The organism is Ralstonia soli (assembly GCF_023955655.1).
GTDB classification, from domain to species: domain Bacteria; phylum Pseudomonadota; class Gammaproteobacteria; order Burkholderiales; family Burkholderiaceae; genus Ralstonia; species Ralstonia soli.
Window position 1 is genome coordinate 48541 of the sequence record NZ_JAMXHT010000006.1, and the last position, 24262, is coordinate 72802.

24 protein-coding genes and 1 pseudogene are annotated in these 24262 nt (G+C 60.3%); 3 read left to right on the forward strand and 22 right to left on the reverse strand.

All coding sequences use genetic code 11. From position 1 onward, the window contains the following. Positions 1–6: 6 nt before the first annotated feature. Genes NG900_RS16135 through NG900_RS16150 form a run of 4 tightly spaced genes read right to left on the reverse strand, consistent with a single transcriptional unit; the run spans position 7 to position 3571 of the window. Entirely contained in the window at positions 7–828 is an 822-nt protein-coding gene (locus NG900_RS16135) for an amidohydrolase family protein (protein WP_252682296.1), read from the reverse strand. A 2-nt stretch (positions 829–830) separates the two neighbouring features. Further along, entirely contained in the window at positions 831–1664 is an 834-nt protein-coding gene (locus tag NG900_RS16140) for an SDR family NAD(P)-dependent oxidoreductase (protein WP_252682298.1), read from the reverse strand. An 18-nt stretch (positions 1665–1682) separates the two neighbouring features. Further along, the gene (locus NG900_RS16145) at positions 1683–2243 is read right to left on the reverse strand and encodes a carboxymuconolactone decarboxylase family protein (protein WP_252682300.1); all 561 of its coding nucleotides are present in this window, start codon (positions 2241–2243) and stop codon (positions 1683–1685) included. Between the two features lie 11 nt (positions 2244–2254). Beyond that, on the reverse strand, positions 2255–3571 hold the full coding sequence (locus NG900_RS16150) for a cation:dicarboxylate symporter family transporter (protein ID WP_252682302.1): 1317 nt from the start codon (positions 3569–3571) through the stop codon (positions 2255–2257). A 262-nt stretch (positions 3572–3833) separates the two neighbouring features. On the opposite strand from NG900_RS16150, the gene NG900_RS16155 reads away from it, so the two are divergent. Beyond that, a complete protein-coding gene (locus tag NG900_RS16155) occupies positions 3834–4775 on the forward strand; it encodes a LysR family transcriptional regulator (protein ID WP_252682304.1) in 942 nt (313 codons plus the stop codon). 120 nt (positions 4776–4895) lie between these two features. On the opposite strand, the pseudogene NG900_RS26755 reads toward NG900_RS16155, so the two are convergent. From NG900_RS26755 to NG900_RS16185, 6 genes and pseudogenes are all read right to left on the reverse strand, one after another. Beyond that, positions 4896–5294 (reverse strand): annotated as a pseudogene (locus tag NG900_RS26755) (EAL domain-containing protein); the annotation flags it as partial. A 20-nt stretch (positions 5295–5314) separates the two neighbouring features. After that, positions 5315–5695, reverse strand: a complete 381-nt coding sequence (locus tag NG900_RS16165; protein WP_252682828.1) for a PHA-granule associated protein 4 — start codon at positions 5693–5695, stop codon at positions 5315–5317. A gap of 81 nt (positions 5696–5776) precedes the next feature. Further along, a complete protein-coding gene (locus tag NG900_RS16170) occupies positions 5777–6391 on the reverse strand; it encodes a hypothetical protein (RefSeq protein WP_252682308.1) in 615 nt (204 codons plus the stop codon). A 22-nt stretch (positions 6392–6413) separates the two neighbouring features. Beyond that, complete coding sequence (locus tag NG900_RS16175; RefSeq protein ID WP_252682309.1) at positions 6414–6665, reverse strand: hypothetical protein; 252 nt, start codon at positions 6663–6665, stop codon at positions 6414–6416. 149 nt (positions 6666–6814) lie between these two features. Next, positions 6815–8452 (reverse strand): hypothetical protein, encoded by a 1638-nt coding sequence (locus NG900_RS16180; protein WP_252682310.1) that lies wholly within the window; start codon positions 8450–8452, stop codon positions 6815–6817. Between the two features lie 157 nt (positions 8453–8609). Further along, the gene (locus tag NG900_RS16185) at positions 8610–8987 is read right to left on the reverse strand and encodes a hypothetical protein (RefSeq protein WP_252682312.1); all 378 of its coding nucleotides are present in this window, start codon (positions 8985–8987) and stop codon (positions 8610–8612) included. A 67-nt stretch (positions 8988–9054) separates the two neighbouring features. On the opposite strand from NG900_RS16185, the gene NG900_RS16190 reads away from it, so the two are divergent. Further along, positions 9055–9312 carry a helix-turn-helix domain-containing protein gene (locus NG900_RS16190; protein WP_029240340.1) on the forward strand — a complete coding sequence of 86 codons (258 nt, stop codon included), beginning with the start codon at positions 9055–9057 and terminating at the stop codon, positions 9310–9312. Between the two features lie 3 nt (positions 9313–9315). Here NG900_RS16190 and NG900_RS16195 read toward each other — a convergent pair whose 3' ends face one another. The 12 genes from NG900_RS16195 to NG900_RS16250 form a co-directional block, all read right to left on the reverse strand. Beyond that, a complete protein-coding gene (locus NG900_RS16195) occupies positions 9316–9618 on the reverse strand; it encodes a hypothetical protein (RefSeq protein ID WP_252682314.1) in 303 nt (100 codons plus the stop codon). A 101-nt stretch (positions 9619–9719) separates the two neighbouring features. Next, complete coding sequence (locus tag NG900_RS16200; RefSeq protein WP_252682316.1) at positions 9720–10526, reverse strand: DUF4942 domain-containing protein; 807 nt, start codon at positions 10524–10526, stop codon at positions 9720–9722. After that, positions 10523–11266, reverse strand: a complete 744-nt coding sequence (locus NG900_RS16205; protein WP_252682318.1) for an apurinic/apyrimidinic endonuclease family protein — start codon at positions 11264–11266, stop codon at positions 10523–10525. The genes NG900_RS16200 and NG900_RS16205 overlap by 4 nt, the downstream gene beginning before the upstream one ends. After that, entirely contained in the window at positions 11263–11691 is a 429-nt protein-coding gene (locus NG900_RS16210) for a DUF6878 family protein (RefSeq protein WP_252682320.1), read from the reverse strand. The genes NG900_RS16205 and NG900_RS16210 overlap by 4 nt, the downstream gene beginning before the upstream one ends. A gap of 110 nt (positions 11692–11801) precedes the next feature. Continuing rightward, positions 11802–12734: a hypothetical protein gene (locus tag NG900_RS16215; RefSeq protein ID WP_252682322.1), complete on the reverse strand. Its 933-nt coding sequence runs from the start codon at positions 12732–12734 to the stop codon at positions 11802–11804. Then, on the reverse strand, positions 12731–13645 hold the full coding sequence (locus tag NG900_RS16220; protein WP_252682324.1) for a recombination directionality factor: 915 nt from the start codon (positions 13643–13645) through the stop codon (positions 12731–12733). Before NG900_RS16220 ends, NG900_RS16215 begins: the two co-directional genes overlap by 4 nt. Positions 13646–13659: 14 nt before the next feature. After that, positions 13660–14658: a YqaJ viral recombinase family nuclease gene (locus tag NG900_RS16225; RefSeq protein WP_252682326.1), complete on the reverse strand. Its 999-nt coding sequence runs from the start codon at positions 14656–14658 to the stop codon at positions 13660–13662. Positions 14659–14734: 76 nt separating this feature from the next. Continuing rightward, positions 14735–15700, reverse strand: coding sequence for a DUF932 domain-containing protein (locus NG900_RS16230; RefSeq protein WP_252682328.1), 966 nt, complete (start codon positions 15698–15700; stop codon positions 14735–14737). Between the two features lie 93 nt (positions 15701–15793). Continuing rightward, entirely contained in the window at positions 15794–16234 is a 441-nt protein-coding gene (locus NG900_RS16235; protein ID WP_252682330.1) for a hypothetical protein, read from the reverse strand. A gap of 279 nt (positions 16235–16513) precedes the next feature. Further along, the gene (locus NG900_RS16240; protein WP_252682332.1) at positions 16514–18277 is read right to left on the reverse strand and encodes a UvrD-helicase domain-containing protein; all 1764 of its coding nucleotides are present in this window, start codon (positions 18275–18277) and stop codon (positions 16514–16516) included. After that, positions 18277–20094, reverse strand: a complete 1818-nt coding sequence (locus NG900_RS16245; protein ID WP_252682333.1) for an ATP-dependent nuclease — start codon at positions 20092–20094, stop codon at positions 18277–18279. Before NG900_RS16245 ends, NG900_RS16240 begins: the two co-directional genes overlap by 1 nt. A 366-nt stretch (positions 20095–20460) precedes the next feature. Beyond that, entirely contained in the window at positions 20461–22104 is a 1644-nt protein-coding gene (locus NG900_RS16250) for a patatin-like phospholipase family protein (protein WP_252682335.1), read from the reverse strand. A gap of 752 nt (positions 22105–22856) precedes the next feature. Here NG900_RS16250 and NG900_RS16255 point away from each other — a divergent pair. Continuing rightward, positions 22857–23582: a MobA/MobL family protein gene (locus NG900_RS16255; protein WP_252682337.1), complete on the forward strand. Its 726-nt coding sequence runs from the start codon at positions 22857–22859 to the stop codon at positions 23580–23582. The last annotated feature ends 680 nt before the right edge of the window (positions 23583–24262 follow it).

Sequence of the window (24262 nt, forward strand, 5' to 3'; positions counted from 1 at the left end):
GATGCCTCAGAAATAGAGCCGTTGCGGGTTATGGACCAACACAGCTTCAGCTGCTTCGGCGCCGCAGGCTTCCTCCACGAACGCGAGCAGGCTGCTGTCGTCGGGCACGTCGCCCTTGATGTTGGGGTGCGGCCAGTCCGTGCCCCAGATGGCTCGCTCGGGCGCCGCTTGCATCAGGCGCCTGACCAGCGGCAGCGCGGCAGTCCACGGCGGCGCTGCGCCTTGCATCAGCCGGTCGACACCCGACAACTTGATCCACCGATTGTCTTGACGCAGATGACGCTCCAGCTCGCGCATGGCAGCTTCGTCCAGCGGGCGCGTCGCATCCTGACGGGCCATGTGGTCGATCACCAGCGGCACGTCGAGGTCTTCCCACGCATCGAGCACCGGCAGAAGCTGATCCAGTTGCCCATGCAGCAACACATGCCAGTCCATCGGCCCGACGCGCTCGGCAAGCTCACGCAAGCGGCCCAGATCACGATCGCCAGGCAGGTGGCCCATGAAGTTGAACCGGATGCCGCGCACACCGCCTTCGTCCAGCTCGCGCAGAGCGTCGTCACTTGTGTTGTGGTCAACCAGCGCGACGCCGCGATAACGCCCTTGCGTCATGGCCAGCGCGGCCAGCAGCGCACGGTGATCGGACTGGTAGCACGCCGCCTGCACCAGCACGCCATGCTTGACACCCAGCTGCTCATGCAGTGCAAGCAGTTGCGTCATCGGCGCTTCCGCTGGGCGATACGAGGCGTCGGCCGGCAGCGGAAATGCATCCCATGGCCCGTAGATGTGCGTGTGGCAATCCCAGACGCCGCCGTTCAGGTTGCGTTGCATGATCAGTCGCACCGAGCCGTCATGCCACCATCGACCACGACTTCAGTGCCGGTGACAAAGCGCGCTTCATCGGAAGCGAGGAACAACGCGGCATGCGCGGTATCACGCCCGTCACCCATGAAGCCAAGCGGAATGCGCGCGAGGCGGCTTTCCAGCAGTTTGTCGACATCACCACCCGAACGCTGGCCAGCCAGGCGCACTTCCACCATGGGCGTATGCAACTGGCCCGGCACCACGGTGTTCACGCGAATGCCCTTCTTTGCGTACTCGACTGCCACCACCTTGGAGAGCTGAATCACACCGGCCTTGCAAGCGGCGTAGGCCACCTGCGCCGAGCCCGTCCAGCGGATGCCGGACGTGGACGCTGTATTGACGATGGCACCGCTGCCCTGCGCTTCCATCACGGGCAGCACGTGCTTGCAGGTGAGGTACACGCTCTTGAGGTTGAATGCGACCTGCGCATCCCACTTGTCTTCCGGCAACGCCACGGGGCCGCCGGCAGCGGAGCCGCCAACGTTGTTCACCAGGATATCGACGCGACCGTATTGCTCAACGCAGGCATCGACCATGCCCTTGACGGCCGTGGTGTCAGTCACGTCGCAGGTGTACGGGGTGACCTCACCACCGGCCTCGCGCACGCGGCGCAGCGTTTCTTCCATGGCATCAAGGCTCTTGTCGACGGCGAATACGCGCGCCCCCGCCATCGCAAACAGCACAGCCACAGCGCGGCCGTTACCCCAGCCCGGGCCAACGCAGCCCGCGCCGGTCACAATGGCCACCTTGCCTGCCAGACGGCCCGCGGCCGTGGCTTGTTCAAATTCAGTCGTTGCTTCCACAGTGAATTCCCTGTTGCTTTATTGCAGTTGCGTCGGCAGTTCCGGCGTCGCACCGGCCGGCGCGGGCACGTTGAATGCCTTGATGGTCATGGAGATGAGCGTGTAGTAGCCGGCAATGCCGACCAGATCGACCACGCCGTCCTGCCCGATGGTGTCAACGAGTTCGGCGTACAGATCGTCGTCCACCTCGCGCTTTGCATGCAGTTGCGTGAGGAAAGCGAAGACGAGCGCCTCGTCGCGCTGCTCGAACGCTGGGTTCATGCCATCACGAATGGCGTCGATCACACTGGGCGACACTCCGGCTTCCAGAGCGAAAGGCTTGTGCGCGGCCCACTCGTATTCCGCCAGCCAGTAGCGGCCCATGAAGAGGATGGCCAGCTCGGACAGACGCGGCGGCAGGCTGCTGTCGTAGCGGCAGTAGCGTCCGAGCGCCTGTGCGCGGTCAGCCAGCAATGGGCGGTGGAGCCAGACAGCGAGCGGGCCTCGCACACCCTTGCGGGGGCCATTGGCAATGGCGTCGTAGACGGCGCGCTGATCTGCGTCCAGCGCATCAGGATTGAGGGCGGGAATGCGTTGCATGTTGGTGTTGCTCAATGAGTGAGTGCGTCTTGCGCGACCGCAGCCTGTGCAGCCGGTTTTTGCAGCTTGAGGAGAGAAGAACGGGCGTGGCCACCGGTCTCGCGATGGAAGGCTTCGGCGTCGAACGCACCTTCCCAGCGCGCGATGGCGAACACCGCCACGGTGTTGCCCACCACGTTGACGAGCGCTGTGGCGATGGCCATCACGCGGTCGATGCCGAATAGCAGGCCCAGCCCAGCCACCGGCAGCGAACGCACCGATTGCAGCGTAGCCGCCAGCTTGACGAACGCGCCACCGGCAACAGTGGTGCCGCCCTTGGAGGTCAAGCTGAGGATCGCCAGCAACCCCAATTGCTGCCACAGCGAGAACGGCGTGTCCGTCGCCTGCGCGATGAAGCCCACGGCAATGGCCATGTAGATCGAGGTGCCATCCAGGTTGAAGCTGTAGCCGGCGGGCAGCACGAAACCGACCACGGCTTCATCGCAACCTGCGCGTTGCAGCTTCTCCACCAGACGCGGGAAGGCCACCTCGCTTGATGCTGTGCCGAAGATCAGCAGCATCTCGTCGCGAATCAGCTTGAGTACGCTGAAGTACGGCAGGCCGATCATCCAGCTGATCGAGCTGAGGATGCCGAATACGAACAGCAGCGACGCGGCGTAATACAGCACGATGACCTTGAGCAGATACAGCAGCGTCACGCCGCCATAACTGCCCACGGCCGCTGCCATGGCGCCAAACGCACCCAGCGGAGCGAGCTTCATGATGAAGCCGAGCATGCGGAACAGCACCTTCTGCGCTTCATCCATGCCGCGCAGCAGGACGGAGTCCGGCCCCACCGACAGGTTCAGTGCCAGGCCCGCCAGGATCGAGATGATCAGCACCTGCACGATGTCGCCCTTGGCAAACGCATCGACCAGCGTGTGCGGAATCAGGCTGAGCAGGTAATTGACGGCAGAGATGCCGCCGGCATTGCTCGTGGCCTTCACCGCATCGGCGCTTTCCGCGAGGTTGGTGGCGTGCAGCCCCACCCCAGGCTCGAACACGTTGACGAGCACAAAGCCCAGCACCATGGCCACCGTGCTGACTACTTCGAAGTACACCAACGACTTCACGCCCATGCGGCCCAGCATTCGCAGGTCACGCACATGGGCCAGCCCCTGCACCAGCGTGCAGAAGATGATGGGCGCCAGCATCATCTTGAGCAGCGCAATGAACGCTTGCCCGATGGGCTTCATGGCGACGGCCCACTGCGGCGCAGCGATGCCAAGGACAACCGCACACGCCAGGCCGATCAAGACCTGCACATGCAGCTTCTTCAGATGTTTCATGGTGTCTCCTGCGTCCAATCGTTCAGGGCTCTGCCGTTACCACCGGGCACCTGCTTGCTGGACTTGTATTGCTTGAATTGCTTGAAAAGTCGGTCGTCACTGGGGCGTGAACGCCATTGGCAGATGATGCCTACGGGCGGGCCGTCTCCTGTACGAGTTCGGTGATTTATTATTTATGGAAAGCATAGATTGACGGTCTTTTCTTGACAAAGACCATGTGAACATACAAATCTATGCCGACATGGCATATCTCAATACAAGCATGGACATCCGAGAACTCAAGAGCTTCATCCGCGTGGCGCGTGCCGGGAGTTTCAACCGGGCCGCTGCCGAGCTGTACATCGCGCAACCGGCGCTGAGTCGGCAGATTGCAAAGCTGGAGGCCGAGATTGGTGTGCCGTTGCTGGTTCGGCATGGCCGTGGCGTTCGGCTCACCTCGGCCGGGTCGCGTCTGCTGGAGCGCGCTGAAATGATCACGCACCTCCTCAGCGAAACCGGTGAGGACGTACGCGCCAGCGCGGACGAAGAGCGCGGCCATCTGGCCGTTGGCCTGCCGCCGACCATGGGCGCGCTGATCGGCGCCGATCTCGTCCAGAACTTCCGGGCGCAGTGGCCCCGGGTATCACTGCATGTGCGTGAAGGCCTGAGCAGCTCGCTGCAGGAGTGGGTGCTGGATCGGCGCGTTGACCTTGCCGTTGTCTACAACCAGCCTCCACTGGATGCCTTCCATGTGCGCCCACTGTTCAGCGAGCCCATGATCCTCGTGGGGCCGCCCGGCTCAGAGGCCGATAAGCACGAATACCAGATCCGAGACCTGGCCAGCATTCCGCTGATCTTGCCCGGGCTACCGCACAGCAATCGGCGTCTGGTTGAACAGGCGGCGATTCAGCACGGCGTGCGCCTGCGCATCGCCCTGGAAGTCGACAGCGTGTCGCTGACCAAGCAACTGGTGAAGTCCGGCGCTGGCTACTCGATCCTGACCTACATCGCGATCAAGGAGGAGATCGCGCGCGGTGAACTTGTGGCGCATCGCATTGGGCGCCCCGGCATCCGTTCGAGCGTGGCGATCACGACCTTGCGCGAGAACCCCCCCTCTCGCTTCGCCGCTGCCTGGACCGCCCTGCTGCAAGACAAACTCAAGCAATTCATTGCGTCGGAATCGTGGAAGGCAGATGTGGTCTGGCCAAGCGACGGGGCTCGCTAGACGCCGGAAATCTCCACTTCTGGACGGTACTGATTCCGGTGTAGGGTCAGCCCTGCCCTCTGTGCACGCCAAGCTCGACAAGCATGTTTTTTGATCTTCCGTTTCGATGCTCTCGGCAGCAAGGTCGCATCGAATTTCATTGGCAAACGTCGCCATGGCCTTCACGAGCGCTTGCCTGATTACATCATGGTCAAAATTGATCGTCAGACTGGCGTCCAGCTTGATCACGTCCGGCTTGAGTTCGATGATATGGCGCATGGTTGAATAACCCGAACCCGCATCATCAATCGCGATACGAATCGCTCGATCTCGCAAAGGATGCAGCGCCTGTTTGAGCGCCGAGGAGTCCTCGACAAGCGCATGCTCCGTGATCTCCAACACAAGGCAATGGCGAGGGACATTTCGCACTAGCTCGAGAAGTCTGCCACAGAGAATGGTCGCCGGAGACGCATTCACTGCCAAGTACGCGCCTTCGCCAATAGATGGAAAGGCGCGGAGGCTTTTTCGGATGTCCAGCATTTCGAACTCGACGCCGAGGCCTACTTCGTGCGCCTCGGAGAACTACCCACATCGCGCTGCAGATGACCGGCGAAGCTGTAGTCCCCCAGAGCAGTAGCCTTGGCTTCCAGTTTCGCCAACTTACCTGCAGGCAACGCGTCCAGATCGAACTGGCAGTACAGATTGCGCTGACGAAACGTCTGCTTGGGGTGTGAGAGCCTAGCCATCAAAGCGATCAGCGACTGGACGGCAATGTTCTGCTGGCCACGAAACTCCACGCGGATTCCGGCCTTCTGCCTCATTCGACCGAGTTCGACAGCATCCTGCCAGCCGGTCTCATAGTCCAGTTCGACAACCGCAATCTCGCCCGCGTGCAGCAGCCGCAGCGCTTCTTCTCTCGTACCTGCACGCGCTGTTACCATTCCTTCCTCGCTCAATTCGTGAACGTCTGCCGGGCGCATGTTGTACCTGCCCTATGTCGGTACATGAACGAGCAATGACGCCTAGCGACGAGCCGGGGCCTTGGGGCCGAGATACCGCTTGTAGGCCGCGATCCAGTCGTGGGCCATCTCCCGCTGGGCTTGCACCAAGGGAATCTCGCGGCGACACACCAGCGAGTGCAGTCGGTTCTCCAACTTGTCCTTGGCAAGGCTGCCCCAGTTGCCGATCACATGCCGCGGCTGCGGCCAGAGGTTCCTTGCACTATCCGGTGAGCCACCGATCTCCAGCGCTACGAGATGATCCTCTTCATAGTCCCGCAGTCGTTTGTCGTCATAGCCGTACAGCCGGACCTGTCGCACCTTGAGTCCATTGGTAAATTGCTGCGGCGGACGCACAGTTTTGGTGTAGCCGCGGGTGCAAATCGTCTCGCGGATGTTGGCCTGCGTGACACGTGGATCAACAGCGCCTGGGGTGAGCCTAGGATTGGGCCGTGCGCGCTCGATAGGTGCAACTGCGGCATACGCACCGCCTGCATTCTCAACACCGCCCTTGCTTGTTCGCGCATATGCCGGATGCGGACTCAAAACCGCCACGCAAAGCGTGACGAACAGCCATGGATACCGCATTTGCACATCTTCCCCGTGAAGAACTTCGAACGAGCATTGTACTTTTCGCACGTGCCGCACGGGGCAACTGCGCCTAGCAGACGGGTCGTGGACCGAGCATGTAGTAGACGATCAGGTGCCCCACAACGATGCTGACGCAGGCCAGCGAGACCCAGCCCAGCATTAACCGGTTGTTCCGTTTGAGATCGGATTGTTCTGAGGCCAGAAGACTCTCTGCGGGGCTTGGCAACACCTTCACGCAGAGCGTGGTAGCAAAGACGGCGCAGCCAATCAAACACGCCGCAACCATCAGACCTTGGGATTGGATACTGTTCATGGCAAGCATGCAGGCTCAGCCCATTGGCTGCGGTCGGTCGGTAAAAAAAATTCTGACGGAGAAAAGCGAGAGTGGTGCCGGCCGGCACCACTCTCGCTATGACGGCTCGTTGCTGACGCCGGTCCTAGATGGCGTTTCGTTGCTGCTTCCAGCCGGCATCAGGGAAGGCTCACCAGCTTGCTGAGTTCAGCGAACAGTTGATCGAAGATCGACTGCGCGAATAGCAAGGCCTTCTTCGACTGGTTGGCCGGACTCAGGTCACCACGTTTCAGGTGACCGTTATGCAGCGCGATGACGATCCGGCTCCCCTCCTTCACTGTGTCGCCGAACAGGAAGGTCAAGTTGGCGATGTCCGATGCCGCAACGCTGATCACGATGACGTTGGCGTTCGTCGGATACTTCGACCACGTGATCTTGCTGCTGTCGAGCGCCACCGAGCCGTCCGGGTTCAGCAGTTCGGCCAAGCCATTCGACAGCAGGTGCAGATTCACACCGCCCGCCGGAATGACCATGCCGATCGCCTGGTCGACCGACGTGTACTGCCGCGCCGGATCGCCAAGGTAGTTGCAATGGCTCACGCCATCCTCGCTGATCAGTGGTGCGTTGCTGCTGCAGGCCGAGAACGACGCCAGCGTGATCTCGTCGCTCGCATGCGTGGCTTCCACGACATAGGCCGAAGCGCCCGCACCGAAGGCGCCGGTCAGCTTGCCGAGCGTGGCATCATCGATCCACCCTTTCAGGATTTGCGCGAACGAGACGTTGCTCACGTCCGCTTGGCGCATTTCCAGCGTGGTCGTGATCCCCGTCAGGTTGTTGACGGTGGTGATGATGTTGCCTTCCACCTTCTGGACGGTATCCGGCGTTTGCTGAGCAGCCTGGGAGAAGAACGCAGACCAAGTGCCGTCTGATTTCAGGACGTACTCGCCATAGTTCTGGTCGAACTCCCCCGGTGCCGCGGCAATCCAGGACGAGCCGTTCCACTTTTCCTGCAGCGAAGCCAGGCCACCGTTGGCATACGACCAGCGATTGCGCACGAACGAGGCAGCTTGGGTGCTGCTGTTGTAGCCGATGCCGTCGTACGCATACAGCCCGCTGGTCAGCACACCGGCTGGGTCAGCCACCGCTGCAAACTTCGGCAAGCTCGCCTGCACATCCACATCGGCTTGGGTGACGCCACTCACATTGCCCTTGGCCGCAATGGCATTCAGAACAGCATCAACGGTGCCTTGGTCGACCCGGCCGCTCTTGGCGAACTCGGACAGCTTGTCCACCATGGACGCCGCCAGCGTGGCGGCAGAGCCGTTGCCGTTGGCGATGTAGTCGTCGTTGAGGTTCACCGAGCCGCCCAGCAGGGTGACGACGGCATTGTTCGCATCGGTGCGTCTGCGGCCGGCATCCACCTGGGCCGCCACCAGGGACGTGAGCGGCGTGATGTGCTGGGTCGGCCCGCTGCTGATGATGCTCGACAGCGTGAACTCTGCCGGGAAGGAATAGCCGGGGCGAGACAGGTCCTTGGTGGCCGGCGTAACGACGGCCAAGAGCTTCTTACCTTGCGTGGAGCCATCCAGGGCCAGCGTATAGCTGCCGTCCGATCCGGTGATGGTGCTCGGCTCGCCGGCATCGCAGACGCCATTGTTGTTCAGGTCGACACAGATCTTGGCACCCACCAGATAGCCGTCGATGGCCTTGCCGGCAATGCTCATCTGCGCGGCCGGCGCCGGCGAACTCGTCCCCGGGCTAGTCGTGGCGGTCGTCGATTCACCGCCGCCACCGCAGGCCGTCAAGACGGCGGTCATCAAGATGCTCAGTGCGAGCTTGGAAATTCCCAGGTTTCGAGTGGTGTTCAATTTGTAGACCCCCTTGTTGTGTGGAATACCTGCCCGTCTCGGAAAGAAAGTCGGACGGGCGTTTCTGCGGATGCGTGGTGCTTATGTTGGTCGTGGCGTTGTTCCCCTACATCGAGCGGTTGGCGTCCTCCTCGGCCATCACGTGCAGCGAATCGGTCGCTTCTGCGTCCAGTACAGCCAGGCATGCCCGGAAAATCGGTACGCCCAGCACGCCGGCTTGCTCAAGCGCGATCAGCCGTTCGCGGCGCACATGCGCGGGTTGGTTCGCATCCCCGACGAGTTCCCAGGCCGCGTCGATCAGCGCACGCCGCGCTGGCCGGCGCTGGAGCAGGTACGCCACGCCAGCGACCGGCCCGACGCAGGCGGAGGCGCAGACCCAGGCCGAAGCCGGGAGACCGACGCGGTTGGCACGCAGCCGTCGCATGTCGAGCACGATGCCGAGCGCTGTCGCGGCAGCACCGGACAGCCAAACGAGTTGAAACATAAAATCTCCCCTGAATATATCGTATACGGATAGAGAATATCGCGTATGTGTATCTAGAATGTTTTGCATGGCCCATCCGATCCACGACCCTCGCTATCAGCGGATTGCGACGCTGCTCACCGATCTGCGCAAGCAGCGCGGGTGGCTGCAGCAGGACGTTGCCGATCGGATCGGACGGCCACAAGCCTTTGTGTCCAAGGTCGAGAGCGGCGCCCGCCGCCTGGATGTGGTCGAACTGCTCGACTTCTTGCGCGTGCTGGAAGCTGACCCGCATGCCTTCATCGACACGCTTCTGGACAAGCCAATGTCGGCGCTGCCGCGCTGACGATCAGTAATCATCCGGCAGCAGGACCGTCGTCATCGACCGGTCCCACTCCGTCACAACCCACACCTTCTGCCCACCGGGCAGCAGGTAGCTGGACAGCACGCGCTGTCCTGTCATGGCAGCCAGGTTGTTTTGCTGGTGATCTTCCTCCGACAGGTCTCCCCAATCGCCTCGGGCGTGGCGGTTGAGCAGGTTGAAGACCGACACACCAGCCGCAGACAAAGCGGCAGCCGCAGCGGGTGTCGCCAGAAGCTGGCCGAGTGGTAGACGCGGTGGTGACTGCGCCGGTACGGATGGCTCCGTCATGAAATTCTCCTGAAAATGGGCGAACGTCGGCCTCCGGCACAGCCGGATGCTAGATCGCAGAAATAGAGGGAAAGAGGCTGGACGCAGAACGCGCCCGGGGACTACCGTGCTTCCGAGGCAAGCGCGTTCGGGTAATGTTTGGCGAGAATCAGGTTCATCTTCTCAATCAACTCGGGCCGTTTGAAGGTCAGGTGCCCGTTGCCGTTCTTGAACCACTGCAGACGGAGATAGTCGTTTTCCGCCTCGGTCTGCCCTTGCTGCCGTGCGCCGTCGACCAGGTAGTAGACGCTGTGACGGTGATCCGCCTCGGGCTTGCCGTCCAACACATGGAACACGCGCATGAGATCGTCCAGTTCGTTGATGGCGCGGTGGTTGGGGAACCCGTGGCTGACCAAGCTGGTCACGATGATGCGCTTGCCGAAGCGGAACGGCTGATTGGTCCGGTAGTTCCACGACAGCCGGCGGAAGCACTGAATTACGCCACGCTCGAACATGTCGCCGCGTGCGCCGTGCAGTTCTGTGAACGTGGCTTCGATGTTTGCGGCGGTCAGCTCTGGAACCTCGCCTTCGCGAATCTGCTGGTGCCACTGCTCGCGGGCCCGAGCGTCCATGAAGGTGCGCAGCCCGGATTCGCTCAACAGGTAGTCCCAACCCTGCGCATCGACCGTATGCAGGATCGCTTTTTGCGCATCGGCGCGGCTCGCGTACTCGCCTGTCAGTGCCTGGGCTCCACGGAGTGCATGGCTATCGTCCAGCACCAGGCGGGGGAATCCCAGGTGAGCGGTCTTGGCCAACTGTTCGGCTTCGGTGAGCAGGTCGAGTGCTGTTCGGATACGTTCGGCGACAGCGGCGCGCCGGTTGGCGAGGTTGGTGATGCTGAGGCTTTTGACGAGATCGGAAGATTTCATACGTGCGCCCTTCTGTGGTTGCCTTCGGAAAACACCACCGCCTGCGGGTGGAGGTGAGCGAGTCGCGAATACCACCATGGCGGTTTATTGCAGATGCGGTGCCAGTCGCCAGTGCCATCGTTGTCGCTGACGTGGACTTCGAGACAGCGCTCGCAGGCCAGCATGTCGGCCACCAGCTCATCCTCGCGGCCATAGCGGTGCGCGACGATGTTCAGGTGCGAAAGGTCAAGCGCGTATGGCATGCCGGATTCGAAGACCGTGCGGTATTCGTCCCACGTCGAGACCAGTTGCGCGCCATGCCGGTCGGGATAGAGCCCTTCGATGGCGACGGGACAGCCGAACAAGTCGGCGCAGCGCCGAGCGTTGTCCAGCACCCCGGTGAGCGTTGCACGACGCCGGTCACCAGCATGCGCGCTGTAGGCCGGTGCACCGAGACGTTGGCTGATGCGCGCAGCTTGGTCGAACCAGTCGCGATCACCCTCGAAGGTGGACAGATCCGCCATCCGGTGTCGTGCCAGCACTCGCACGTTGGCGTGCAGGCGGAAACGGGCAGCAGGAAACGCGGCAAGCAGCTCATCGACCCGCGCTTCATCGAGCCAGCCGACGCTCTGGGGCACGAGCTGCACGTGCTCGATCGATAGCGTGCCGAACAGCGGTTCGGTATGCGTGCCGGCCAGCAGCTCCGGCATGTGGCCATAGTCCAGCCCCGGCCAGCAGGCGAGCGACAGACAGGCGTTCATAGGTCGGTATCCGTGGCGACTTGCTCGGTATAGAAATCGCGGTGAGCCACGCGTACCGCGTCCGAAGCGCAGTCGAAGGTGATGTCGCCCTCACCTCCTTCACCATTCCAATAGCCGGGGTGATAGCGACCCACCGCACGGTCGGCGAAACCATCCAGTGCGTCGTGCAAGCTCATCTCGACCATGGCGTACGTGGATTGCCATTGGCCGTCGGCGTAGTGGCGGTCCTCCCGCATGATGCTGACGGCGTGGTCTCCATTGACCTCCTGGCCCTCGGCGTCGAGGATCTGGATTTCGTTGGCGTTACCGCTGTCGCCATAGCCGGAATAACTGATGACGGCGGAAGTGGCGCCGGCCGTGCGCAGCGCATCAAGCAGCACTGCACGGTTGTGCGACAGGACAGGATCCGCCTGAGTGTTGGACATAAGAGGCTCCAGGGTAAGGACGTGTGCGGGCCTCCGGAGAAAGCGGATGCGCACGTCGGGTGGAAACAGAAGGGAAAAGACAGCCGGGCCAGAAGGCCCGACTTATGCCGTCAGATCAAGTCGAGCGCGGCGAGCTGACGGCGCAGCGCTGTTGCCCTCGATTGGGAACAGCAGAGATGGCGCCGAATGTCCGCGACGGTCGGGCGGACTCGTCCCGCAGCAACCTCTTGGACGAGCCGAATCATCTCGGAGTCATCCAGTGCTGGATGCGGCAACGGCGCGACCAGATCATTCTCCAGTGCGTCACGGGTGGTGACTGGCTCCTGACTCGCTACCGCTGGCGCGCGACTCTGGGTGACGGGTAGGGATCGCAGCGTGATCGTCCACAACAGGCAGGCAACTCCCTCCAAGACCGCCGCGAACACCAAGCCCGACAGGAGATCCATGCGGGGAACGGTCGTGCCCAGTAACGCTGCCAGTCTCGCCGTGACCGGATCGGCCACCAAAGCGTCACGTCGCGCCACGGCTCGGTCATCCGCTGACTGCCAGCGCCGGATGTCGCCAGCTTCAGCCTCCAGCACGTCAAGCCTGGCGGTCAGCGTGACGCGACGCGCCTCGAGCGTCGTGCAATTGCCGGTACAGCGCTGCATATTGATTGCCGCCAGTCGAGCAATGACACCAGCCCGTTCCGCCATGACCGCCGTGAGACTGCGGCTGGCAGGTACCGGCTCGGCTACAGGAACAGCCGAAGCCCGCAGTTCCCCGGCATGCCGCTGGGCCAGCAGGAAGAACGTCACATGCCCATAGCCGACAGCCACCATGCAACCGAGCCATAACACACCGGCGACGGCACGCGCCCGGTACGGTGACTCCCGGACCAGCGCCGGCAGCAGGTGCGCACTGACGACCAGCACGATGCCGATAGAGACCCACACCAGCCGTTCAGGCAGCGAGCCACCCCGTTGCCAAGCGGCCAAGACCGACAGGCAGACCGCGGTGCCGGTCGCACCGACGGCCAGCACCAGGCAGGACGGCCGGATCATGCGGCCGCCCCGCCGAGCAGCGCCGCCTTGCGGTCCAGCTTGTCGCGCAGCGTGGGGGGCTTGGCATCATCGCCCTTCGCTGCGTCGCCGGGCTCCGAAGTGCTTGCAGTGGCCTCGGGATAGAACTCCTCCATGACGGCTGCCGCCTCTTCCGGGCTGTCCTCGAAGGCTCCATTGCCAAAGCCCAGCTTGGCGGCGGCATCCAACGCAGCCTGGTCGAACCCGGCGGCCTTGCGCCGGGCATCCAACTCCCGTGCCTCGGTGATGGTAGATTCCAGCGTACTGCCTGACCGCACGCCCAAGTCGACGTAATAGATGGCCGACCGGTAGCTCTGGGCCGTGGATTTGCCCCGCAGCTTCAGTTCCAGCGACAGACTGGCCAGCAGGTTGCCGGACACAGCACTGAAGTAATGCAGCCGTGCGGCAAGCGTACGGATCGAGTTGTACGAGGTGGTGCGGAAGATAAAACTGCCCATCTCGTCCTCGTCCCCGACGATTACGTTCAGCCGGCCATACGGCTTGCAGCCACCGGGACCGCCAAACTGGCAGCCTTCTGGCGACGGGCACGGCAAAACCGCAATGCCGTCCCGCTCCACGCGCTTGCATCGCTCACCATAGCCGACGCAGACGGGGCGCCCGGTGTCCCGGTCGAACAGGCAGTATTCGGCGCGCAGGTTCAGGTCAGGCTCGTTGAACAGCAGCCGTACCGGGATCGAGCGTAGCTTGCCGGGTGCTGCTTTGCGCAGCGATTCATTCAATGGGTGCAGCATCCAGCCGTCGCGGTTCTGTACCTGAGTGGTCAAGGTGAACTGGTCGTCCTTCTCCGGCAGGCGTTTGCCGTTCTTCTCGACCACGCGACCAATGGAAATCCGCCCGATGATGGGCGGGGTGATGGCGAGTCCTTTGAGCATGGGGTGACTCCGATTCAGGGATAGATGAGAAAGCGGCGCGAGCCGGCTTTGGGGATGGCGTACTGCTGGGCAAGATCCGGGTGGTCGGCCAGCAGCCGTTCCAGGTCGGTGCTGGTGCCGTCCTTGCTGCGCTTGAAGGTCACTTCACCGGTTTCGAAAAGCGCGCGCGAGGCGTCGCCCATGGCGTACTGAAGGGTCTGTTTGAGCTTGGCGGCCGCCACTTCCTGCGCCTCGATCTGTTCACGGACAGCCACCAGGTCAGCAAAGACAGCCGACAACTGGCGGTCCCCAGAGAAATCCACCGTGCCACCGCTGTCTCTCGGGTACAGGCAGCGCAGTGCGCGGTCGGCCGATTCGGAACCGTCCCCGGGTGGCGGGGTGTCAGTCTCGACGTAGTGCCAGAACTGCGCTTCCAACGGGATCAGCCGGGCGATCAGGTCGTCGTCCCGCTCGATGCGGTGGACTTCCAGGGCCTGCCCGCCGAGCAGGACGGCAACATCGGCAGCGCGCTTGCCCGTCACCGCCAACTGGTGCTGCACCTGCAACTGCACGTATTCAGGCACGCCGTCCTGCCAGTGGCGAGCTCCGAATTCGCCGGCCGTCTTGCATTCCAGGATTTGCACGTCGGGCACGCCGACCACTTCCCTGTCCAGGTTGGCGAGCATGAAGGGGATGGTGGGGTGTTGCAGCACGGCGTTGACCTTGCGCACCCTGTGGCCGGTCTGCTGCGTGTAGGCCGCCGCTACGATCGGCTCCAGCAAGGTGCCCCAGTAGACCGCCTCCGTGGTGTCGTTGGGATCGGGCTTTGGCAGCTCGGCATCGCGGCCGGTCTTCTCCAGCCACAGTTCCAATTGGCTCTTGTAGGGGTTCAGGCCGACGGCTGCCGCAGCATCGGAGCCGCCGATGCCGGTCTTGCGAACGGCCAGCCAGTCGGTACGGGTGAGTTCAGTTGTCTTGACCAGCTTGAGCGCAGCACGACGGGGCCTGGACCGAGTCGGTTCGAGGGCATTCATTGCAACCTCCGGAAAAAGACACGGCCCGGTGAGCGAACTCGACCGGGCCGGTATGTCAGGGAAGAATCGGATACAGCTACACCACGAGCTTGAGCGCTTCCTCGAATGCTTTCTGCTTGAGCGCAGCTCCGGCGCCAAACCAAGCAGCATCGAGCCGGTGGTCACCACTGCGGGCACGGCGGTGGTGGTCGACGTACTCTGTGACCGAATTGAGCAAGCCCCAGGCGGTGCCGGACGCGGACGGCAGACCAGCGCCCTTCCCTCGCCCGCCATAGAGTTGTCCGACCGCCTTGATGGCGCGTTCGTTAACGGCAAGGGTGTCTCGGTCGTCGCCAGTGGTGGTCGAATAGGTCAACACGCGCCGAAAGAACGCTTCTGCGGCCGAATCTGTGACCTTGCGCTCGGCCAGCGCCTTGGTACGGGCCATGAAGGCGTCCCAGGACGACACGGCAATGCCGAGCTGGCGTTTGACCGCCTGGGCGTCGAACTGGCTGCGGTGCGGCACCTTGACGACGCCCGTACCCTCACCCAACGCGATCTGCAGCGTGTTGTTGCAGACGACGCGGACCGACGTGAACTGGGCAGTCGTGGCGAGCGACCCATCGCAGGCCGTCGCCAGCAACAGGTAGCCATCCACTTTGTCTTTGCCCTTGAGCATGCCGGTCTGACCGGTCTTGGCGAGCGCCCAGAGTTTCTTGCCGGATTTGAGGACTCCTGCTGTTTCCAGTTCGAAGCCGCCGACCTCGGTCAGGTCTCGGTAGAACTCCAAAATCTCGGCGGGCTGGACGACCTGATAGCGCGCGGAGACGACTGACAAGGGCGCCTTGGTATCCGAGCGGTACAGCACCTTCTGAGCCGGGAAGGCGTGGATAGCGCCGATGTTGCCTACGCCACTGACAAAACGGACTTCGGATGATTCGATGGTCCAGTTCATGCCGGCGTGTTCCGCCCACGCTTCAAGCGATTGCTTCGGCGCAAGTTTGTTGCCGAGGCCATGCCATGGTTGCTGGCCAACGTAGGCCATGGTTTGAACGAGATGCATGGAAACTCCTTTCCAAAAGACGAGTGCATAAGGCCCGGCGCAAGGCCGGGCCGATAGTCGAAAAGAAACGGGGGAAGAGAGAAACGAAGCCGGTCAGCCCGGCTGGCTGGTGAAGGTTCGGCCGCAGTCGAAGCAGCGCCAGTTGTCGAGCACCATGTGGTCGATGGCTTGGCCGCAGGCGGCGCCCGTGGCACAGCCGGCAGCGCCTGCGACGAGCCCTGCGAGAATGGCGCCGGCGATGCCGCCGCACGCCACACCGATGGGGCCGCCTATCAGGCCGACTGCCGCACCGGCTTCCGCACCAGACAACATGACCGCAATACCGCTGGTCACGCCTGCCGTCGCGCCGACTGCACCGCCAATCCGCCTCGCGACATGGCGCTGCTCAGTCCGCAGGGATTGGCATTGCGGACATGGGTAAGCCACGCCAATCGCGCCAGGGCGGGAGCGAAAGAATTCGCTGGCATCCGGCCGGCGTGCGTCCGCGTCCGACGACCATGCCTCGTCATCGTCGAACCGGGAATGGTCATGCATGTGCTGTGGCCTCCCGTCGGAACTTGCCGATGAAGGCACACATCGACAACAGCGCGCCGCCGGCGAAAGCGAGCGCAAAAGCGGCGAGGTACTCGAGGGGAGAGATAGGAAGCATCACCGGACTCCTTGGATGACGCCGGCACACCATTGTGCTGGCGGAGCGGCAGTCATCTGCCGTGCTCGGGTCGGTGATATGTGGTTGAAAATTTTTTCGAATCAGCGCTGCTTGCGGATCAGCGGAAGGACCGTCAGTACACGATATCAGCAGCGTTGTGGCTTCTAGAGTTGATGACCGCGAAGTAGTGGGCAAGCGGGCCAAACTGGATTCAGGATCAACAACTGCCGCCGGGCTCGCGTAACCCCTACTCGAACGAGGCGCCGGCTCTTCGGGTATGGAGCTTCGTCTCCCCGCCAAACAAATGACGACTCCGCGTTGTTGCCGGTATGGCGAAGTTCCCTTACAAGAATCACGCCGTCGAACTGCTTCCCTTTAGCCTTGTGGATATTCATCACCTGCAGGCCCGGAGGCTCCTCTACCCCGTCCAGTATCTGCTCTTGGGCCAATGCACTATCGAGGGCAAGTCTCGCCCGGGTGTAAGCACCGTCGCGCAGCCATTCATCGGAGAGTGCGGCCGAAATGCGATGCCCGCGCTGAAACGCCACGAGGAAGTCGAGCTGTGCGGCCGCGCGCATCAGTTCAGCTTGGCCGGTGGCGCGCAGTGTGTGTTTCACGAACAACCAGTCTGCAGCCGGATCACCTGCAAATCCTTCTTCACGAATCCGAACCATCACGGATCGCAGGGCCTTTACAAGGTTGATCGTAAGTACCTTCTCTGCCCTGATCTTGGCCGCCTGCTCCAATAACTTATTGACCGCCGCCTTGCCGGTCCCTGTGGCTCTTCTCGCTGTAGCGAGCAACTCCATGCAGGTAGCAATATCCAGATCAGTTGCGGTCTCTTGCTTGGGCTCCAACAGGAACGCCGCGAAGCGTGCAGTCAACAGAGCCTCAGCCTCGTCAAATAGGAGCTTGTGACGGACCACTTTGCCTTGATTCGAGCCCAGCGCATTCAGCGCATTAGAGACCTTCAGCGCGCCCCCCTTTCCCATCGTGAGTATGGCCGCGGACTTCGCAGATCCCTTTCCGTCTGCACGCATGTGTCTGTGCAACACGGACAACGCCCTTCGGAGTAGGTGATTCCAATTCGGTGCGTTCCGTCCTACTCCATAGGCGATGGAGGAAACACCCTTGTACGGGCCGCTTCTCGGTTTTGCGGTCAAGATGTCGTTGCCGAAGGCAAGAATCTCGGTGTCTGGGCTGCGATGGTTGTCGTTCCCCAAATCGACGTCTAGGGGAGCAAGCGCGGCACGAATCTCCTTGATTCGTTCTGGGCCAACCCCTGGAAGAAAATCGAAAATTTGCTGCTCCAGATCGGCCAGACAAATGACCTGCGTATGCGATGACAGCAGTTCAATACAGCGCCAGGCGTTCGCTCCGGTATCCTGCGCTTCATCCACGATGATCAGGGGATAGCTCAGCGCGATGTTGTTCAGGATGTGAGCGCTTTGCTCCAGTAGCTTCGCCGCGTTAGATGCGAACAGATCGAAGGCAACACGTCCCTCCTCCCTGAAGAGCCGATCGCGTTCTGCCAGCCAGGCGCTCCAACCGTCATCGTCCTCATCGATGCCTCCTGATAGCGCCTTCTCGTCTTGGGGCAACAGAATCGCGAGTTTTCGCGGCGCCCCCGTGAGATAGGCGTGAGCCTTCAGTAGCTCCCAGAAGAACGAGTGGAACGTCTGAACTGAAAGCAGCGATAGTTCGCTCCTGGGGACGACAACCTTGGCAGCATCGAGGACTCGGGTAACTGCCGCCCGGGAAAAGCTGAGAAACAGGACGGTTTGCCCGGGAACCACGCCTTCGCGGATGCGCGCCAGAGCCTTTTTCAACGCCAAGGTGGTTTTTCCGCTGCCTGGACCGCCAATGACAAGGGCATGGCCCTTGCAGGCCATGACATGCTCACGCGGATCAGCCTCTTCCTGCCCCATCAAAGCGCTTCCTCATTGGGCGGCATCTCTTCTGCCTCTTGAGCCTCCACGACGTCAGGGATCTGCGGCAATGCCGCGTAGACTGCGAGGAGAAAGTTCATGACCGATCCCGGAATCTCGCTAAACTCACATTCCTCGAACAGCCGCGCGGCCCAGCCAGCACCTTTGCTGCTCTTCAAGGCATTGCGGGCAAGTGTACGAACGCCCGCATCGTCGGGACGTGCAGCCGGCACCCCGATGTTTGCTGCCTCGCCGCTATCACGAAGCGCTGACAGGAACATCCACAATCGATCCGCCGGCATCTCGGCGGCGATCAGGTCCTCGAAGCCCTTATATGCATGCTCCGTATTGATGTCGAAGTTGGCGGCCAAGCTAGCCTTCTGCACTGGCGGGCGATTCGTGACAAGATCATAGAAGGCGAAGGTCTTAAGCCCCAGCGTCTTGAAGAACTTTCCGAACTTCGGTACGTTGGACTCACCATATGCGTAAAAGAAAGTCGCGCCCAGGATATCGAGTGGTTGGAAACCAAGACCGCCCAATGATTCCTCAATGCGCCTGGCTGCTACCGGCAACGCATGGAACTCGGTCAATCCTTCCACCACGATCGCAGCCTTGCCCAACATACATTCGCACAAGCCCCAACGGACGTACTGCTTGAACTCCTTGTCGGTGAGCCCCGCCGCTTCCGAAACCTTGCGCGAAGTCACCACCCCATCTGCACGTGAGAGAAGCAACGTATGCGAAGGCTCGAATCGCTCGATCACGAAGGGCGAATGGGACGTGACGAATGCCTGGGTCGTCTTGGTCAGGAGGTAGTGCGCGATACGGCGCTGTGTGTGCGGTGGGACAGCAATCTCCGGCTCCTCCATCGCGAAGATGACTGTGTCGGGCTTCAACTCAGCGATGAAGGTCAGCAGAGCCAAGACCAAGGTATTCAACGTTCCGGTGCCCGCGTGTGCGAACGGGACATGTTCTTGATCCGGCGAGAGCGCGAGAAAAAATGCCATTGTCTTGCGCAGATGATCTCGGGTCAGCTCTGAGACATGCAGTTTTGTCGCATGACCTCCGGCCTCCATTGCGATGTATCGGGAAAGACGCTGCTCGATGTTCCGCAGGACGGGTGTGATTTCCGCCGCATCGTCCTCCAAATCGAGGGCACGCAGGCGCTGAATGGACTTTTCCCAAAGAGTCGTGCGAATGCCCTTCGCGCGAAGAATGATGTCCAGCAGGCTTCCCCTCTCCAGGCTCAACGCGCGAGTGCCCGTTCGTAACGCACGCAGGTACAAGAAGCCAAAGAGCCGCTTGATCGGTCGTGGCACCGCCTTGAGCTTGCCCTCCTCCTCGTCGGGGCTTCGCGAGAAGTACGTCTTGGCGACGAACTCGTCCTCTTCGGGGTCATACTCCCCGACAGTTTCCAGCCGCAAGCAGCGCACGGAAATCGGTGGGTTCGCAAGTGCAGCCTCCCCCTCCACAAGCAGACGTTGTTCGGCGACGTGCCAGAACTCCAGGTGCCCTCCGCACTTGATCAGAACCTCATCGCTAGGCTCGATCAGAACAACCTCAATCCTGAGTTTTGTCAACGCCGGCGACTCCCCTTCGTGTGGAGCAGGGGTCAAATACCGCGCGTTATAAAAATCGAACTCGTCGATTGGAGGGAACCGATTGAGACGATCCGCCCCCAATACCAGATCAAGCGCTTCGCATATCGTGCTCTTGCCGACATTGTTCGATGCGACAAGGAGGGTATGGCCATCGAACAGAAGCTCGGCCGACTTGATTCCCCGGAAATTACTGATCGTCAACCGAACGACCTTCATGCCGATGCCTCCTCTGGTGGCGTGTACCTCCGAGTCACCAGAGATAAACTCTTGGCGACCATTACCCCAGAGGATACATTTTTTTATTATCCAGAAGGTAGCCTACCGCCTCCCACTGGCAATATCCAGCGTTGGGGGCTTTCATTTTCCTACCTCTGCGGCACGGCTGACTTCATGCTCCACGCAGCAGCATCCGCCAATGTCGAGCCGGCGATGCCCCCGATACCCCTCAACATCGTTCCCCAACCCGCCACTGCCGACGTACCCCCCCCGGCGGTAGACGACAGGATAATCTGGTTCCACACCATCTGCGTACGGCACTAAGTTTCTCGACAGGATCAAAGGAAAATCAATCCAACCATTAAATCAGTCGCTCAAGTATTGATGATATTTTATCAATTTAATTTTTGCATCATACAAGAGTTCAATTTGCTCCTCATGCGAGATAACCAAGCTATCGATACACTTCTCATCGGAGGTCTCAAAGCGCTTTTTCATGTCACGCAAAATTACGTCCCCAAACGTTCTCCCGCGAGCATGCCCTCCCACCTTGGTTACAGGCACTTCACCACGCTTCAATACGGGAGTCTCGTCGCAACTCGCAGATGCCAGCTCATAGAACTGCTGACTGTGCACCTCACCATTATTTACAACATCCGAAAGATGACGAAAGCAAACATTTTTTGGCTGATTGATAAGTGACACAAATGCGCGCAAGTCAGATTTTTCATCCTGACTAAGCCCAAACGTTGTAGGAATCGCCTTGATGCGACGTCTTAGCTGGCGCTCCAAACATTGCAGCTTAAAGCCGTCCAAAGGCTTAACCTCACACCCCGACCGATCTGGCCAATTCCCGTTACAGTATGTGAATGACGTTTGAGAAACCACCTCCGGACTATCGAAATTTAGGTGCACAAAGTAAAGCTTTTTCTTTAACAGGCGATTTACATCCTCCCAGTCCAATCGCACGCCACCCCCACAAACATCGTCTGGCAAACCATCTTTCTCGCACAGCTCCTCACTCCCTGGCGGCATAAACAAGCGCGACTTGAATTCGCCGAGAAGTCTGGCCCTATTTGCCGCAAGCAAAGCATCAAAGCTGGCGAGCGCACTCTTGTGATCGAATAACCAGCCCACCGGAGATGACTCATGAGAGTTTGTGTCACTATGAACCCCTTGCTTCCCGAATGCATCGACCGAGAGAACAGCGATAGTTTCACAGTCCCTTAGCAGCCGATAATCATTCTCGAGAAGCGCCCGCTTGACGCCAAGCAACCCTAGATTGTCAGCGTTCCCCCCATCAATAAGATGCACAAATCTCGGTTTTCCAAGTTGAACTTCGTGCACGCTGCGTCGATAGCGAGGTAGCGTTACAGCAGAAAGCAATCCAGGAAAAGCCGCCGAAGCAGACACAGCCTTCGCGATCGATACCGAATCAATGTCGTCCCCAATTCTAGCGAGATCCGGCCTCGAGAAAACGAATAGCGAACCAAACGGCCTGGGAGCGAAGGAATCCTCTCCTTCAGATGTTGCCATCGCCGAAATAACAAAAATTGGAGGGCGTGACTTATTCAACGATCGATAAGTTATTGGACTCCCTTGGTTAAGAAATATTTCCTTCTCGATTGCTACCTGAAGCAAATCCGTTCTGGTCAGATCCCCGAAAAGATAGGACGACAGAAGGTACGGCTTCACAAGCTCAGTCGCCATCGATCGCCCTAGCGGCTTCGATAGCACATCGTCTGTCAGATTTTCTGACCAAATCGGCCAGACGTGATCATCATTTCCCACTTCAGGCTCATCTCGACTCACGCCGTACAACGCAGCAGTAATGCTTCCACCTGAAACCGAGAATATTCCGTCAATATTTTTTGTAAGCGGGGCTCGATCTACCTGATCTATCTCATGTAGAACACGCGCCGCGAAGTATGCAGCACGACTTCCCCCACCTGACAGAGTGACAAAGAAGGCTGTTTTTCTTTTTCCAGGGCCGCAGAGACCATCACTCATCAAGTGATTCTTTCCCACCTTCTTGTACTCGAACCAGTCATTGAACAGTAGCGAATCCCTCTGGATCGCGCCCGTAGCTTCGTTTACCGGCCGTATATCGTCAACACTCGCAGCACAACCTACCAAACTGAGAACTGCCGCACAGATAGCCAACCCCTTTACCATATCCAATTTAAATATCGACCGATGCATTTTCTCTTAAGAGGTTGTTGCCATTGATATGCTTGACGGCACGTATGGCAATTTCTTGAGTACGTGGGTAACTAGAGCAAAATCGTCAACCGGCATAGTCACTTACAAGGACCATCACCGAACAACCCTCTTGTTCCGGTCGAAACGTGAGACCGACACTTCGGACACGCAAAGGCACAGGTAAGTCCACCCATTGCCGATAGGCAGAGCGCTTGGTGTCACATCCGAATCGACTGGGCACAATTGAAGCGACACGTAGAGGCATCTCCAGCCGTCACCCCTCATCAGCTTCTCGACACTGATTACTGTTGTATGTATTTTTATAACTCCCCTTATATGGTATGCGGGAGAGTAATCAAGCTGATTGGCAGAGCATCTTCGATAGTAGAGAAGGGATACAAGAGAGAAAACCAACCCTATACAAGAGAGGATATAGGGACGCGCACTTAACCTTTCTCATAATCCGGCATCAACGCCACTCTGAATACCCTACCCGCAAGCAGCCAGCGAGATCATTTCGCTGGCTTTTTTATTCATATTCAAGAAAGGGTAGTAACACCATGGCAAGCTTCCACCATTGCATCAAGAGCGGTAAGAAGGGTACCGCTGCGAATCACGCGGCCTACATTGCCCGGCAGGGCAAGTACGGCCAGCGGGAAGATCTTATCTCTACGGGGCACGGCAACATGCCGGCATGGGCAAGCGACAACCCCGCGCTGTTCTGGAAAGCCGGAGACAAACACGAACGCGCCAACGGCGCTGTCTATCGCGAGCATGAAATCGCGCTACCAGCCGAGCTGACGCACGAGCAGCGGAAAGAGTTGGTGGATGACTTGATCCCGGCGATGGTAGGCGACAAGCCCTACCAGTACGCGGTGCATGCCCCCCGGTCCGCCCTCGAAGGGAAAACCAATGCGCACCTCCACGTGATGTTCTCCGATCGCATGCACGACGGCATCGAGCGGTCGCCGGAGCAAATGTTCAGCCGATACAACGCCAAGCATCCGGAGCGAGGTGGTTGCAGGAAGGATAGCGGCGGGAAGAACCGACTGGCGCTGCGAGACGAAGTCATTCAAACGCGCAAGACATGCGCCGAGCTGCAAAACGCTGCATTGGAGAAGGCAGGACAGACAGCACGGGTCGATCACCGGACACTCAAAGAGCAAGGCATTGACCGAACACCGGAACGTCATCTCGGGCCAGTGCGTATCCAGGCGATGTCAGAAGACGAAAAGGCGAGCGTTGTGGAGGCAAGAAGGGATCATCTGCATCGCAGGGCCATGTAAAGATCATGACAGGTACAGGCCGAGCTCTCGGAAGCCGGAACGTCGGCACTTTACGTACAGCCCGAGTCCAGCAAAGCGCAACAGGCTGCCAGAGAGGGCCTTCGCACATGCGGAAGAGAAACAATCGATGTCACTTTGCGATCTCGACAGGCGTCTGCGCCTTGCAAGCCGGTCAGCCACCGGAATGGGAGGCGCCGCTGCTGAGATTTCGGCCATTCCCGCGCTCACGCGCGTTTCGGCTCGCGTGAGAGCAGCAATGGCGCCCTTCGGGAACAAACCGGATCAACCAGTGCCGACCTCATTAATTCGTGGGTGCCATTCCCCAAGACATGCGATTCATGCGACTAGTCGCATGAATCGCATGTCAAATCCGGAGGCTCAAGGAAAAATTGACACGGACCGCACAATCTACCCAGCACGGCCGGGGATGCTTCTATTTTTTTAAGGAGAGTCCGCCGGAATGCGCCCACATCGCGTCTTTCGCGCGGCTGGGCTGGCGAGTGGCCACTTGGAACCGCCGTCACCGCCGAGCAACAACAGATTGCGCCCGTCATTGCATCGACTTCATCTGATCTCATTCCGGCATGCATTGACATCGCCTTGCACCTGCATGGCGCGCAACTGATCAGCACCGCAGTGTTCACGGAACAAAAAAGAGGGCAACTTGCGCCCTCTTCTCA